This window comes from Puia sp. P3 (assembly GCF_050632245.1).
Taxonomy (GTDB): Bacteria; Bacteroidota; Bacteroidia; order Chitinophagales; family Chitinophagaceae; genus Puia.
The window spans coordinates 600,137-612,609 of the sequence record NZ_CP192583.1; the positions used below are offsets into that span (position 1 = coordinate 600,137).

Annotated in this window: 13 protein-coding genes; 9 read left to right on the forward strand and 4 right to left on the reverse strand. The window is 55.7% G+C overall.

From position 1 onward, the window contains the following. Positions 1-17: 17 nt before the first annotated feature. From ACQ86N_RS03545 to ACQ86N_RS03575, 7 genes are read left to right on the forward strand one after another with little or no spacing between them, the layout of a single operon-like run. A complete protein-coding gene (locus tag ACQ86N_RS03545) occupies positions 18-1,670 on the forward strand; it encodes a RagB/SusD family nutrient uptake outer membrane protein (protein ID WP_431213975.1) in 1,653 nt (550 codons plus the stop codon). A gap of 46 nt (positions 1,671-1,716) precedes the next feature. Next, entirely contained in the window at positions 1,717-2,727 is a 1,011-nt protein-coding gene (locus tag ACQ86N_RS03550; RefSeq protein WP_431213976.1) for a GntR family transcriptional regulator, read from the forward strand. Then, entirely contained in the window at positions 2,727-2,969 is a 243-nt protein-coding gene (locus ACQ86N_RS03555; protein ID WP_431213977.1) for a hypothetical protein, read from the forward strand. Before ACQ86N_RS03550 ends, ACQ86N_RS03555 begins: the two co-directional genes overlap by 1 nt. After that, positions 2,966-4,147, forward strand: coding sequence for a solute:sodium symporter family transporter (locus ACQ86N_RS03560; RefSeq protein ID WP_431213978.1), 1,182 nt, complete (start codon positions 2,966-2,968; stop codon positions 4,145-4,147). Before ACQ86N_RS03555 ends, ACQ86N_RS03560 begins: the two co-directional genes overlap by 4 nt. Next, on the forward strand, positions 4,144-4,326 hold the full coding sequence (locus ACQ86N_RS03565; protein WP_431213979.1) for a hypothetical protein: 183 nt from the start codon (positions 4,144-4,146) through the stop codon (positions 4,324-4,326). The genes ACQ86N_RS03560 and ACQ86N_RS03565 overlap by 4 nt, the downstream gene beginning before the upstream one ends. 4 nt (positions 4,327-4,330) lie before the next feature. Next, complete coding sequence (locus ACQ86N_RS03570) at positions 4,331-6,607, forward strand: hypothetical protein (RefSeq protein ID WP_431213980.1); 2,277 nt, start codon at positions 4,331-4,333, stop codon at positions 6,605-6,607. Beyond that, a complete protein-coding gene (locus ACQ86N_RS03575; RefSeq protein ID WP_431213981.1) occupies positions 6,544-7,689 on the forward strand; it encodes a hypothetical protein in 1,146 nt (381 codons plus the stop codon). Before ACQ86N_RS03570 ends, ACQ86N_RS03575 begins: the two co-directional genes overlap by 64 nt. A 69-nt stretch (positions 7,690-7,758) precedes the next feature. Here ACQ86N_RS03575 and ACQ86N_RS03580 read toward each other — a convergent pair whose 3' ends face one another. The 4 genes from ACQ86N_RS03580 to ACQ86N_RS03595 all read right to left on the reverse strand — a co-directional run bounded on the left by ACQ86N_RS03580 (position 7,759) and on the right by ACQ86N_RS03595 (position 11,273). After that, the gene (locus ACQ86N_RS03580; RefSeq protein ID WP_431213982.1) at positions 7,759-9,192 is read right to left on the reverse strand and encodes a nucleotidyl transferase AbiEii/AbiGii toxin family protein; all 1,434 of its coding nucleotides are present in this window, start codon (positions 9,190-9,192) and stop codon (positions 7,759-7,761) included. A 311-nt stretch (positions 9,193-9,503) separates the two neighbouring features. Continuing rightward, a complete protein-coding gene (locus ACQ86N_RS03585) occupies positions 9,504-9,686 on the reverse strand; it encodes a DUF4884 domain-containing protein (RefSeq protein ID WP_431213983.1) in 183 nt (60 codons plus the stop codon). A 70-nt stretch (positions 9,687-9,756) separates the two neighbouring features. Further along, positions 9,757-10,620: an SDR family NAD(P)-dependent oxidoreductase gene (locus ACQ86N_RS03590; protein WP_431213984.1), complete on the reverse strand. Its 864-nt coding sequence runs from the start codon at positions 10,618-10,620 to the stop codon at positions 9,757-9,759. 65 nt (positions 10,621-10,685) lie between these two features. Continuing rightward, entirely contained in the window at positions 10,686-11,273 is a 588-nt protein-coding gene (locus tag ACQ86N_RS03595; protein ID WP_431213985.1) for a TetR/AcrR family transcriptional regulator, read from the reverse strand. 105 nt (positions 11,274-11,378) lie between these two features. Between ACQ86N_RS03595 and ACQ86N_RS03600 the strand changes: the two genes are divergently transcribed. Both ACQ86N_RS03600 and ACQ86N_RS03605 read left to right on the forward strand, forming a co-directional pair. Continuing rightward, the gene (locus ACQ86N_RS03600; protein ID WP_431213986.1) at positions 11,379-11,876 is read left to right on the forward strand and encodes a DinB family protein; all 498 of its coding nucleotides are present in this window, start codon (positions 11,379-11,381) and stop codon (positions 11,874-11,876) included. Between the two features lie 14 nt (positions 11,877-11,890). Continuing rightward, positions 11,891-12,448, forward strand: a complete 558-nt coding sequence (locus tag ACQ86N_RS03605) for a DMP19 family protein (RefSeq protein WP_431213987.1) — start codon at positions 11,891-11,893, stop codon at positions 12,446-12,448. The last annotated feature ends 25 nt before the right edge of the window (positions 12,449-12,473 follow it).

Sequence of the window (12,473 nt, forward strand, 5' to 3'; positions counted from 1 at the left end):
TCAAAACAAGATCAATCATGAAAAAAATAGCAATCATCATAGGGCTGGCGGTGCTGACAGGCATGTTCTCCTGTAAGAAAGTGCTGGACATCGAGCCCACCAGCAGTTTTTCCACGAACACCGTATGGAGCAGCCCCGCGCTGGTCCAGGTATTTGTCAACCAGATCTATGCCGAGGCGGTATTTGGCTTCAAGGACGCGGGCTTCGGCTGGGGCTCGCAGACGGACGAACTGCTCAGCAATTTCAACTGGTGCAACGAGAACCAGTACGTACAGGGACAGGCAACGCCCGACAACCAGAACAGCTCCTTCCCGCTGAACTATAGCTCGACCATCAATTTCTGGTCGACCCTCTACAACACAATACAAAAGACCAATACCTTCTTCGCCAGCATCGGCCAGCTGGACACGCTCGGCAACGGGGCGGCAATCAAGTCGATGACCGCTCAGGTCCACTTCCTCCGTGCGCTCTGCTATTTCGAACTGCTCAAGCGTTTCGGCGGAGTGCCCCTCATCACGAAAGTTTATACGGCTAACGACACGAAATTCAGCAACCCCCGCGCTTCATGGGACGATACCGAAGCCTTTATTCTTGCCGATATAGCGGCGGCCCTTCCGGGTCTGCAGGCGGCGGCGCCATCGGGTCAGGAAGGCGTTGCCACCACGGGCGCGGCGCTAGCGCTGAAGGCGAGACTGCTGCTCTACGCGGCAAGCCCGAGATTCAACACCGCCAACGATCAGGCCAAATGGCAGGCCGCGGCCGACGCCGCGCTGGCCGTCATCAATATGAGCCAGTACTCGCTGTACGGCACTTCTACGACCTATGGAAAGATCTTCACCGATTTCTTCAATCCGGAAGTGATCTTCGCCCGCGTGTACGGTAACGTATTCCTTGACCGGTACAATACGGTCTATCGCGACCTGAGCCCGAACGGCTACAACGGGTACAGTGCGTATAATGTCCTGGGACAAATGGTAGATGCATTTCAAATGAAGGATGGCAGCGCGTTCAGCTGGAACAACCCCTCCCAGGCCTCCAATCCCTATGCCAACCGTGACCCCAGACTATACGCCGACGTGCTGACGAATAATGCGTCCTTCCAGGGAAGGCCAGCACAGTTCTGGCTCGGCGGTCTCGATTCGAAGCTGAGCTCCCTCTCGCCATGGAACGCTTCGAAGACCGGCTACACCGTCCTCAAAATGGTCGACTCTACCTATAATTTCAACGTACAGCCCTACAGCCCCGCGCAGTGGATCGTCTTCCGCCTTTCGGAGATGTACCTCAACTACGCTGAGGCCGAGGCACAGCTGGGGCAGACGGCCACGGCGCTGACATACCTCAACAAGATCAGACAACGGGCGGGTATGCCGGACATCGTCTCGGGCGGAGGCGCGGACCTGATCGGCAAGATCATGCAGGAGCGCCGCATCGAGCTCTGCTTCGAAGGCCACCGCTTCTTCGACCTCCGCCGCTGGAATATCGCGGACCGAGGGCGCGGGCGACGCACTGGGCATCATCATCACCCCGACAAATCCGCCCCAGAATACGACGTTCATTTATCAGGTCGATACGGTCCAGAAAAGGGTATGGCTGCCGAGCTTCTACAACTATCCGATCCCGAGGTCCGAGACACAGGCCGATCCCAGCCTGACCCAAAGCCCGGGGTATAATTAAGATAAGTTAACGTATCTTAGGTCGGTTCAAACCTGCATGCGCATGAAAACTGTTTTTGGTGAAATAAGGAAGCTGGAAGCTGTCCCGTCCTTTTCAAAGCACGACCGCCTCGTCAATGGCATTATCAACGCCATCGAGGAGAAGGTGCTGATACCGGACGAGATGCTGCCCTCGCTGAACGAGATGATCCGCGAGCTCGGCTTCTCGCGCGATACCGTGGTGAAAGGATATCAGGAGCTGATCAACCGCGGCCTCGTGGGCTCGACGCGCGGACGGGGCTACTATATCACCAACGACAACACCGGCCAGACGCTGCTGGTAGCGCTGCTGATGTACAATATGGACACCTTCGAAGAGCAGTTCTACCGTAGTTTTCGGGCGGAGCTGGGACCCAATGTTCATTTGAATGTATTCTTCCATCACGGGAATATAGAAGTATTCGAGACGATCCTGACGCAGGCAAAAGGAAAATACGGCATGTACGTGGTGGCGCCGATACCGCACCCGAGGACAAAGCAATTGCTGGAGACGATACCGCGCAACCGCTTCCTCATGGTCGACCGGTACGAGCCCATCGACGGAGAGTTCAACCATATCACGCAGGAGTTCGCCAGGTCTTCCTATCAGACCTTCATGGAGCTGGCGCCCGTGATCCGGGAATACGACGAGATGATCTTCTATCACTCGGACGACTCGCTCGACCCGAAGGAGATCGTGGGCTCGTTCCGGAAGTTTTTAAAAGACGCAAAGATAAAAGGCAGGATCCTCCCGGAATACAAGCCGGGCTGTATCGAGAAAGGAAAGGTCTACTTCACCCTGGACAACTTCGCGATGTTCGCCATGCTGAAGGAGTGTCGGGAGAAGAGGCTGAAACCCGGCAAGGACGTAGGCGTCCTCTCCCACAACGACGAGCCTGCAAAGGACCTCATCGGTATCACGACCTACTCGGCGGATTTCTCGCTGATGGGGAAGAAGGCGGGAGAATTTGTCATGCGGAGGGAGATGGTCAGGGAAACGATGCCGATGGTATTGTGGAGGAGGAACACGTTGTAGTGAGCAACAATATAACCATAGCCAGTTTCCTCCTGTTCACGGGGATCATCGCTTTCGTGGCCTGGCGACAGTCGCGGAAGACGAAGATCGACACCCTTAGCGGGCTCTTCCTTGCCGGGAGGAGCCTCGGCTTCCTGGTAGTCGGCGGCGGGCTGCTGTTCGCCAATATCAACACCGCTACGATGGTGGGCGAGAACGAGCTGGTCTATACCAATAATATGACCGTCATGGCCTGGGGATGACCTCGGTGCTCGCGATGCTGGTGGTCTCCGAGTTCATCATGCCGATATACCTGCGGACCGGGATCGCGACGACGCCGGAATACCTGGCTAAGCGGTACGACAGATCGACGGGCAAACTGGTCTCGATCATTTTTTTGGTGAGTTATGTCGTGAACTTGTTGCCCACCGTACTCTACAGCGGGGCGGTGGCCTTCAACGGGCTCTTTCATTTGTCCGACACGCTGGGCATCGGCTACTGGCCGACGATATGGGTGCTCGTCTGGGTCATGGGCGCGACAGGCTGTCTGTATAGCGTGCTGGGTGGGCTAAGGGCGATCGCGGTCAGCGATACGCTGCTGGGGATGGGTATCTTTGCGGGTGGGGTGCTGCTGCCGTTCTTTGCACTCCGCTACGTCGGACACGGCGATTTAATGGCCGGCCTGCACACCGTCCTGAGCACGCACAAGGACCACCTGAACAGCATCGGCCGGCCGGCGGACGCGATACCCTTTCCGACCCTGTTCACGGGGATGATCCTGGTCAACCTCTACTACTGGGGCACCGAGCAGTATATCGTACAGCAGGTGCTGGCTTCCCGCGACCTGAAGACCTGTCAGCAGGGTATCGCCGTGGCCTGCGTGGGCAAGCTGGTGTCTCCGTTGCTGCTGAATATACCGGGCCTGATAGCGGTACACGTCTTTACACATATGAAGAATACCGCCGAGGTGTTTCCGGCCTTGTCGGCACTGGTGTCGCCGCCGTTCATATCAGGGTATTTCGCGGCGCTGATCTTCGGGGCCGGGTTGAGTACGTTCAACGCGGGGCTCAATAGTAGTAGTACACTGTTCGTATTGAATATCTACAGGCCGTGGCGGGTTTCTAAAGGACTGAGCGTGGAAGAAAAGGCGATGGTTGGCGTGGCCAAACGGTTCGAGCTGGTTATATGTTTTTTCGCGATGACGATCGGGCCCTTCCTGGTGTTTGCGCGCAGCGGATTTTACACCTATGTACAGACCGTGAATGGGTTTTTCAACGTCCCGATCTTCACGGTGATCTTTGTGGGGATGGTGACGCGGCGCGTTCCGCCTCTGGCGGCGAAGATCGGACTGGTGTTCTTTATCGTCAGCTATGGGCTCACCAGGACGCTGTTTCCGGTGCCCATGCATTTCTTGCACGTGCTCGCGATTCTTTTTTGGTGACGGCGGCGCTCATGCTCGCGATCGGACGCCTGTGGCCGATGGCGGAACCCTACCGGCAGCCGGTCAACAACAAGGTGGAACTCACGCCGTGGAAACACAGGCATATATATGCGATACTTCTGCTCGCAGCGATGACAGCCGCATTTATGCTGTTCTCGCCCGCGGGTCTTGCAAAATAGAAATATGATCAGACAATGGATAGTTGGGGGCATTGCCCTTTGTTCTTGTGTTGCCGCCCAGGCTCAGTCGCAGACGCCCCGGTGGGCCTTAGCCGGGGACGGAGGGATCAGGTGGGAGGTGCGTTCAGCCGCCCATGCAGACCATATCGAAATGGCCGGGAAGGGAATTGCCGCGATCGTGAGCTATGGGACGGATTCCCGCGGCGGGCTCGTACTGAGTCAGCATTTGGTTTTTCCCGGGTTGCGCAAGTTGCCCAATAATACGCGCGGCAGTTATACGGTGAAGATCGCCGACCACGTGGCCGATTCGATCCTTGTGGACGGCGTTGCGGCTGTCGAACGGCCCTCCGCCTTTTATATTCGCGGGTTATTGCGGGTGGAAAGCCGGACCCGGACGCCGCTGACGATGGAACGGACGATCTTTCCTTCGGTGGATAAGCGGGCTTATCTGGAGAGATATCTGTTGCGGAATAGCGGGGTTACGACGCTACATGTACACCTGCCCGTAGTTAAATCCGACAGCGTGACGAATGGCGCCCGTGAAGTGGGTGGCCCTTTCGTGGTGGTGCGGCGCTCTTATGACGGCGGGGACTTTGTACTGGCGCCCGGCAACAGCATTTCTTTTTCTTATGTCGTGGCGGTTCGCCGGGCGTCGGAAGAAGGGTATGTTTTCTCGGTCGCTTATGAGTTGCAGCGGCGGGAGGCGATGGTGAATAGTGTTTTTGGTTCGCTCGTTCTGCGGACGCCCAACGATACGATCGACCGGCTGTTCGCTTTTTGCAAGCTGCGGGCGGCCGAGAGTATTTACGATACCAAGGCGGGGCTGATGCACGGGCCGGGTGGGGGAGAGTACTATGCGGCGATATGGGCGAACGATCAGGCGGAGTACGCGAGTCCTTTCTTTCCTTTTCTGGGCAATGCGGCGGGGGACGAGGCGGCGGCAAATACGTTCCGGCTGTTTGCGTCCTATATGAATAAGGGTTTTCGGCCGATACCCAGCTCGATCGTCGCGGAAGGGGACTCGGTTTGGAACGGTGCGGGAGACAGGGGAGATCAGGCAATGATCGCCTATGGCGCGAGCCGCTATGGCCTGGCCAGCGGCGATACGATAGAGGCGCGGCGGCTCTGGCCGCTCATCGACTGGTGTCTCGAATACCTGCGGCGGAAAACAAATGCCCAGGGCGTCATCGGGAGCGACGCCGACGAGCTCGAAGGCCGCTTCCCCGCGGGAAAGATCAATCTCTCTACGAATGTGCTGGCCTATGGCGGATTTCTTTATGCTTCGCGCCTGGCGGCTTCGCTGGGAGATGGGGAGGTTTCTTTGCGACTTGCTGCCGAGGCTTCCCGGCTTCGTTCGGCGATCGAAAGCTATTTTGGCGCGCGGGTCAGCGGGTATGATACCTATAGATATTATGACGGTAATACGGTGCTTCGTTCGTGGATCTGTCTGCCGCTGGTGATGGGCATCTTCGACCGGGCGCCGGCCACCGTGAAGGCGCTGCTGTCGCCTTATCTCTGGACGAAGAACGGCATCCTGACGGCTGCGGGCGATACTACCTTCTGGGACCGTAGTACGCTGTATGCGTTTCGCGGGCTGTTCTATGCCGGTGTAACGGATACCTGTAACCGATATTTCTCGTATTATTCTCGCGTCCGGCTGCTTGGCGAGCACGTGCCCTATCCGGTGGAGGCCTGGCCCGAGGGCAACCAGCGGCATCTCTCGGCCGAGAGCGCACTTTATTGCCGGGTAGTGACCGAGGGGTTGTTTGGGATCGACCCGATGGGGCTGGGGGAATTTTCCCTGCTGCCGCGGCTGCCGGCGGGGTGGGGGTCGATGTCGCTGGAGCACATGAAGGCCTTTGGGGCGGACTGGGGGATCTCCGTGACCGGCAGGCACGTAGTCGTTTCGAGAAATGGGGTGGTGGTGAGGGATGTGGATTGGGATGGAGTGGAGCCGATCGTAGTTGGGGCTGCTGGCTCCCGGGCTGCGGGGTCTCCCCCTCCACCGGCGTCCGCTTCGGCTCCACCGACACCGCGCTGGCCCGGGCCTTCAACTGGGCAAAAGCCCAGGCGCTGGCCTACAAAGGCAAACCCTCCGATGCCGTCGGACCCTGGTACGAGTCAGCTCTACCTCCGCGCGACGCCTTCTGCATGCGGGACGTATCCCATCAGGCGATCGGCGGGGCCATTCTGGGCCTGGACGCCGAAAACAAAAACATGCTCACCCTGTTCGCGAGGAATATTTCGAAGTCGAAGGACTGGTGTTCCTACTGGGAGATGAACAAGCACGGCCAGCCCGCTCCGGAAGACTATCGTAGCGACAAGGAGTTTTGGTATAACCTCAACGCCAATTTCGACGTGCTGTCCGCGGCCTGGCGCCTTGCGGCCTGGACCGGCGACAGCAGCTATTATATGGCGCCGGCCTTCCGTGCGTTTGGTCGGGCCTCTGTCGGACCCTATATCCGGAGCTGGGTGCTTCAACCCGATGCTTTGCTGACGCGTCCCGCGCATCCCAACGCTCCAGTTCCATACAATGACCAGGACGCCTTCGATCGCTGCCGCGGCCTGCCGTCCTATTCCGAGGGGATCCCCAATATGAAGCTGGGTGTCGATCTGATCGCGGCCCTCTACCGCGGGATGATGACCTGGTCGGATATACAGCGCCGTCAGGGCAACGCGTCCTCCGCATCCGAATTCGCCCGCCGCGCGGAGCAATATCGTGTCCGTCTCGAAAAGGACTGGTGGAGCGACTCCCTCGGGCGCTACTTCACCTGGTACAGCAACGACGGCCAGTTTGGTATCAGCGAAGGCGAGACCTTTCTCCTCTGGTTCGACGCCCTTCACGACACAGCCCACGTCCGCCGCACCATCGACCACCTGGCCTCTGTCCGCTGGAACGTCGAAAACACTTCTTACCTCCCCTATATTTTTTACCGCGAAGGCTTCCCCGACACGGCCCGCCGCACCATCCTCTATCTCGCCGATCCTTCCACCGGTCGCCGCGAATATCCCGAGGTCTCCTTCGGCGTCGTTCAGGGCATCGTCCTCGGCCTCATGGGCGTCGACCCCCTGCCCGGGACCCGGACCGTCACCACCCTCCACCGCGTCACCGCCGCCCACGGCCCTGCCCACACCGCCGCCAAAGACCCTGCGCACCCCCGGGCCCTCAGAACCCGATGTTTCCTGGCTCGAAGACCTCCCCATCCTCGGCACAACCCTCACAATCAAACATACCGGTACCCTCCAATCCTCCCTCTCCAACACTGGCCCCCGCCCCATCACCTGGCGCGCCACCTTCACCGGAACCCACACCCGCGCCACCGTCGGCTCCCGCACCGTCACCTTAAAACACCAAAAAGATAAATGGGGACACACGACCTCGTTCATCGACGTACCGGTCCAGTCGGGTCAGGAAGTGGTAGTGAAAGTATTCTAACCTTCGATCTTCAATCTCTCCACCAGGTCGTGAAAATATTTCGGGGACCATATCGCAATTAGCCGTTCATCAGGTATGAATCGTCTTATATCATCCTTAACTCTTTCCATATTCACAGCATCTATTTTTTCATTCAACAGGCCGCGAAACTCTTCCTCCGTTATTGAATCCGTCTTCCAGTCACCACTTGCAATGGCCCGCTTCATAAAATGCGATAGGTTGAGCGGTACGCCCTTTTTGATATACCATTCCATATCGTACCAGTCCCGCCCCTTGACATTGTTCTGCCATTTGCGAAAGAGTAACGCATGCATCTTTCCCGCAAAAAGATCGGGAAGAGAAAAACAACGGACATAGAAAGAGAACGGCTGCGTGAGAAGCTTTTCTTCGGTGACAAAACCCGGAGGAGGCAACTTGTCCACTTCTATCTTGATCTTTATATTGGCTACCTGCCCCATCCCCTGCTGCGGCAGTATTCCATCGAGGATCAATTCCTTCCAGATAGTTTCCGACTTTAAAAAAGCCGATTCTATGCCGGATTTGATCTTCTTATCCTTTTCCCGGACGGACACCTGCATTCCCTGGGAACCAAATTCAGCGATGATCGCTTTAATATAGGGCTGAAAGGAAAAGTCCGGATCGTCAGCCAAAAGAGAAAAGTCCAGGTCCTCGGAAAAACGGTCCAGGCCATAGAATATCCGCAGCGCCGTGCCCCCATAAAAGGCCGCTTTTTCATAAAATCCGGCGCGATAAAGCCCGGCAAGCGCCACCTGTTGCATGATTTCCCGCAACGCGGCTGACGCCTGTTCCCTGTCAACGGGATTATATGACTCGAGCCATTCCCTGATCATTGCCGCCGGATGGTTTCGATCAACAAGCTTAGTGATTCCTTTTTGGGTGCAGCAGGTATCCAGCTTCTCCATTCCGGAGATATCCAACTTCCTGAGCGCATCTATATCAATGCGCAGATCGTCTTCCAGATAACTCAGGACACCGGACCTGCTCCTGAAATTGACTCCCGCAGTACTAATAATCTTGTCGAACAGCGCCTTGCCGGGAGTCGCAATGAGGAAGCGCTGCTGCTCGTCTATTTTCACACTCTGTATGCCGTAGCTATAATATGGTAAAGACAGACGAGTATAACTATAGACGCCAAGAGGAGTCGAAAATCTGCGGCTGGGCTTTGTAGTCATCGAGCTGACTTCAAATACTTTTTCGGGTATCAGGCCGTGATAAGATAGGGCACTTTCCTGCGAAACATAACTCGGCCCCAGAACATGGTTGGCTATGAGAAATGGATCAGGCCGCACCTCCGTGATCCCCGGACCCGCGATATATAACCCCCGCCTCACCTGCGCCAGTGTCCCCTCCTTGATAAGATTGTGGATCTTGTCGTTTGGTTGGCTATATTCCTTTAAAAGCCAAGTCATTACATGGTGAGGAATCGGATTGGAGGCATATTGTCGTATATTTTGATCTACTCCCACACTCCAAATGTACGATTTTCTTAGGATAATCTGAATTTATTCGGTTTTCCTCTTAAATATTCACATATCGGTGTAAAAAAATACCACATAATCTGATATTTTTCGGTTATCTTATTAGATTTTACCCCCCCTTCAACAAACAATCACACAACGCGGGGTTTTTCTTTTAAAAGATCCGGCCGGCGCCTCAATGGCGGGACAACCGCGTCTCATTCTTTACGGGGAGGCTGTCCGTTCTTGTGATTGCTTCCCCGTTACAGTTGGTAAAATAGACATAGCAGCCGTTGTCCGAGGAACCGGTAGACCTTGCAGCCTTCGTGTTCGAAGAGGTATTCTACCTTATAGTCGTGATTGTTCACTGCCGGTTGCTTCGAGATGGGGTGCTGAACGGCGCAGCCTGCAAGCAGCAGCAGCAAGAGAGGGGTCAGGTGTCTCATAATTTAATTTTTATAAAAGATACCTAACTCCCCTGCCGCGTTTAGACCTTTGGTGGATTTTAATGGGTTCTTAAATGGATTTTAACCGGCCATTAATTAGTGATTGGTACTGTTGGAAACCGCTTCCCATTCGTCCAGCTTCCTTCGTCATTTCAGCGGTCTTCTTGCGGAAGTTTTCGACCGAGTCCGGGCCGATGGGCAGGTGCAGCGGAGGGTTTTCGCTGGCGGCGAGTTTGACGATCACGTTGGCCAGCTTTGCCGGGTCGCCGGGCTGGTTGCCATGGATATGCGTGGTTGCATTTCTGATCGCACCGACGGTATCCTTATAGGCGTCGAGGATCAGCCCCGAGCTCTGGTAGCTGTCGGTCGAGACGAATTCCGTGCTGAACAGGCCGGGGGCGGCGGCTATAACGTGGATGCCCAGGGGTTTCAGTTCCAGCGCGAGTCCTTCGGTGATCCCTTCAACCGCGTACTTGGTCGAACCATACAGCCCAAATCCGGGTACGCTGTTCAGGTAGCCAAACAAAGACGAAATATTGATGATATGTCCCGAACCCTGCTTGCGCAGATGGGGGAGTACGGCCCTGGTGACGTTGAGGAGGCCGAAGACGTTGGTGTCGTATTGTTTCTTCACCTCTTCGTTGGTCGCTTCTTCGGTGGCGGCCGGGAGGCCATAGCCGGCGTTGTTGACGAGGACGTCGATGCGGCCGAAGGTGTCGATGGCTTGTTTTACCCCTGCTTTTACCTGGTCTTCATTGGTGACGTCGAGGGTTACAACGAGCGCTTTTTTGGGGTCACCGAGGCTTGCGGCCAGGTCTTCGGCGTTCCTGCGGACCGTGGCGACGACCGTGTCGCCGCTGGCGAGCGCTGCTTTGGCAATTTCAAATCCAAATCCTTTTGATGCGCCGGTGATGAACCATACTTTGTTTTTCATGACTTTTATTTTTTAATGTTGTTATTGTATATTTGACCGATCGGTCACATTTTTGATAAAAAAATTTATAGGGTTTGTTCCCCGATCATTTTTTTCAGGTTACGGCTAATGATCGCCATTTTATCACTTTTCTTCGTGTTGCGGGTGATCATTACCCCGCCTTCGATGAGTGCGAACATCAGGGTAGCGAATTCCTTGTAATTCCAGTCGGGATTGAAGACACCCCGGGTAATCCCCTGCCTGATAATATCGATCAGCAGCTGCTGGCTCTTGTCGACATTCTTTGCCACCTTGACCCTCACGGCCTCGTTCATGTCGTCGGCCTCCACCCCAAAATTCATCATGGGGCACCCGCCGGTGACGGGCGGATTCAGCGGGTCTTTATACATATCGATGAAGGCAAAGAGTTTGTCCTTTGCATTGTCATACCGCCCCAATTCCGCGGCGACCCTTTTGCTGAGGAGCTGCAGATTGTAGTCGACTACCGTTGCCGCGAGCGTGTCCTTGTTGTCGAAATGGACATAAAGGCTACCCTTGGACAACTTTGTCGCTTCCATGATATCGCTCATCGCCGTCGCCGCGATCCCCTTCATATTGAAGATGGGCGCCGACCGCTCGATGATCATCTGTCTTGTTTCTTCTCCTTTTGTCATGGTTTTTCTCCTGATTACACTCCAAAGGTAAATGACCGATCGGTCATATCCAAATTTATTTTTTGATCTTGGAAATTGCGGATATTCGTTGAAATATTATCCTCAATGGACAATCCCGGATTTTTGATCGAATACCATTTATGGGCACACAAGAAAGTATTTGGACAACTGGCCGGGCTTACGGCCGAAGACTGGAATAAGAACACCGGTGGCAGTTTTGCTTCGTTGAAGGCATTGTACCAGCACCTGCTGGAGGCGGACTACCGCTGGCTGCAGCGCTGGAAGGGCGTGCCCTTCGCCGATATCCCGCCGCATTTTGTCGTCGATGGCGCTGAGAGCCTGGAGAGGCTGTGGCTGCCGCAGCTGGACGAGATGCTGATCGTGGCCGCCGAATTTATCGCGACGGGTCCCGCGCAGCTGGTGCATTTCGTCACGGGGAAGGGGCTAAAGGTCACGCAGCCCTGGTGGCAGACCCTCTACCAGGTGGTGAATCATGGTACCTATCACCGCGGGCAGGTGACTACCGCGCTCCGCTTACTGGATAAACAACCGGTGGGGACGGATATATTTTTATTCTTTCTGGAAAAGGAGAAGGCGCAATGAGTTGGCAAAGGTTAATGGCGTCCTGCACGGTGGTCCTGCTCGTCGCCTGCGGGCAGGGCTCCTCCGACAAGGGGATCAGGATTCCGCCGCCGATCGATTCATCCGTACTGGTGGCGCGCCATGCGCTGACGGAGAAATTTATCGATACGGCCGCGGATGAAGTATTGATGCAGGCGGTGATCGACGACATGTCGAAACGACTGGGTAATTCTTCCACGGAATATGCGACCATCATGACCTGGAACAAGGCCCGCCGCTCGGTATTTGTGGCCTGGCAGCTGGACGCAGAGGTCAGCAATGGAGGGTTCAGTCAGTTCTTCTACAACCCCAGCGGGAAATTCTACCCGCTCGTGCCCGAATCGCTGAAATATGTCGGGGCCTCGCTGCTCGCCGATCTGACGAGGCGGGCAAACAAGACCTATGAGCAGCAGCTCGAGAACAGTAAATCATCCAAAGGCGATTCTCTCAACGAGTACGACAAGGCGTACCACCAATTGACAAAGAAGGAAAGCCTGGAAAAGATGCTGGTCGATTTCGTCAGGGCCCACAAATCCGCATTTGTGGAGTGGTAGACCGCGTCGGGAATAAGGCTTAAGC

Bases quoted from the DNA above. Each gene is read 5' to 3' on its own strand.
- ACQ86N_RS03545 (WP_431213975.1), top strand. From the start codon at position 18: ATGAAAAAAATAGCAATCATCATAGGGCTGGCGGTGCTGACAGGCATG.
- ACQ86N_RS03550 (WP_431213976.1), top strand. From the start codon at position 1,717: ATGAAAACTGTTTTTGGTGAAATAAGGAAGCTGGAAGCTGTCCCGTCC.
- ACQ86N_RS03560 (WP_431213978.1), top strand. From the start codon at position 2,966: ATGACCTCGGTGCTCGCGATGCTGGTGGTCTCCGAGTTCATCATGCCG.
- ACQ86N_RS03570 (WP_431213980.1), top strand. From the start codon at position 4,331: ATGATCAGACAATGGATAGTTGGGGGCATTGCCCTTTGTTCTTGTGTT.
- ACQ86N_RS03575 (WP_431213981.1), top strand. From the start codon at position 6,544: ATGCTCACCCTGTTCGCGAGGAATATTTCGAAGTCGAAGGACTGGTGT.
- ACQ86N_RS03580 (WP_431213982.1), bottom strand. From the start codon at position 9,192: ATGACTTGGCTTTTAAAGGAATATAGCCAACCAAACGACAAGATCCAC.
- ACQ86N_RS03585 (WP_431213983.1), bottom strand. From the start codon at position 9,686: ATGAGACACCTGACCCCTCTCTTGCTGCTGCTGCTTGCAGGCTGCGCC.
- ACQ86N_RS03590 (WP_431213984.1), bottom strand. From the start codon at position 10,620: ATGAAAAACAAAGTATGGTTCATCACCGGCGCATCAAAAGGATTTGGA.
- ACQ86N_RS03595 (WP_431213985.1), bottom strand. From the start codon at position 11,273: ATGACAAAAGGAGAAGAAACAAGACAGATGATCATCGAGCGGTCGGCG.
- ACQ86N_RS03600 (WP_431213986.1), top strand. From the start codon at position 11,379: ATGGACAATCCCGGATTTTTGATCGAATACCATTTATGGGCACACAAG.
- ACQ86N_RS03605 (WP_431213987.1), top strand. From the start codon at position 11,891: ATGGCGTCCTGCACGGTGGTCCTGCTCGTCGCCTGCGGGCAGGGCTCC.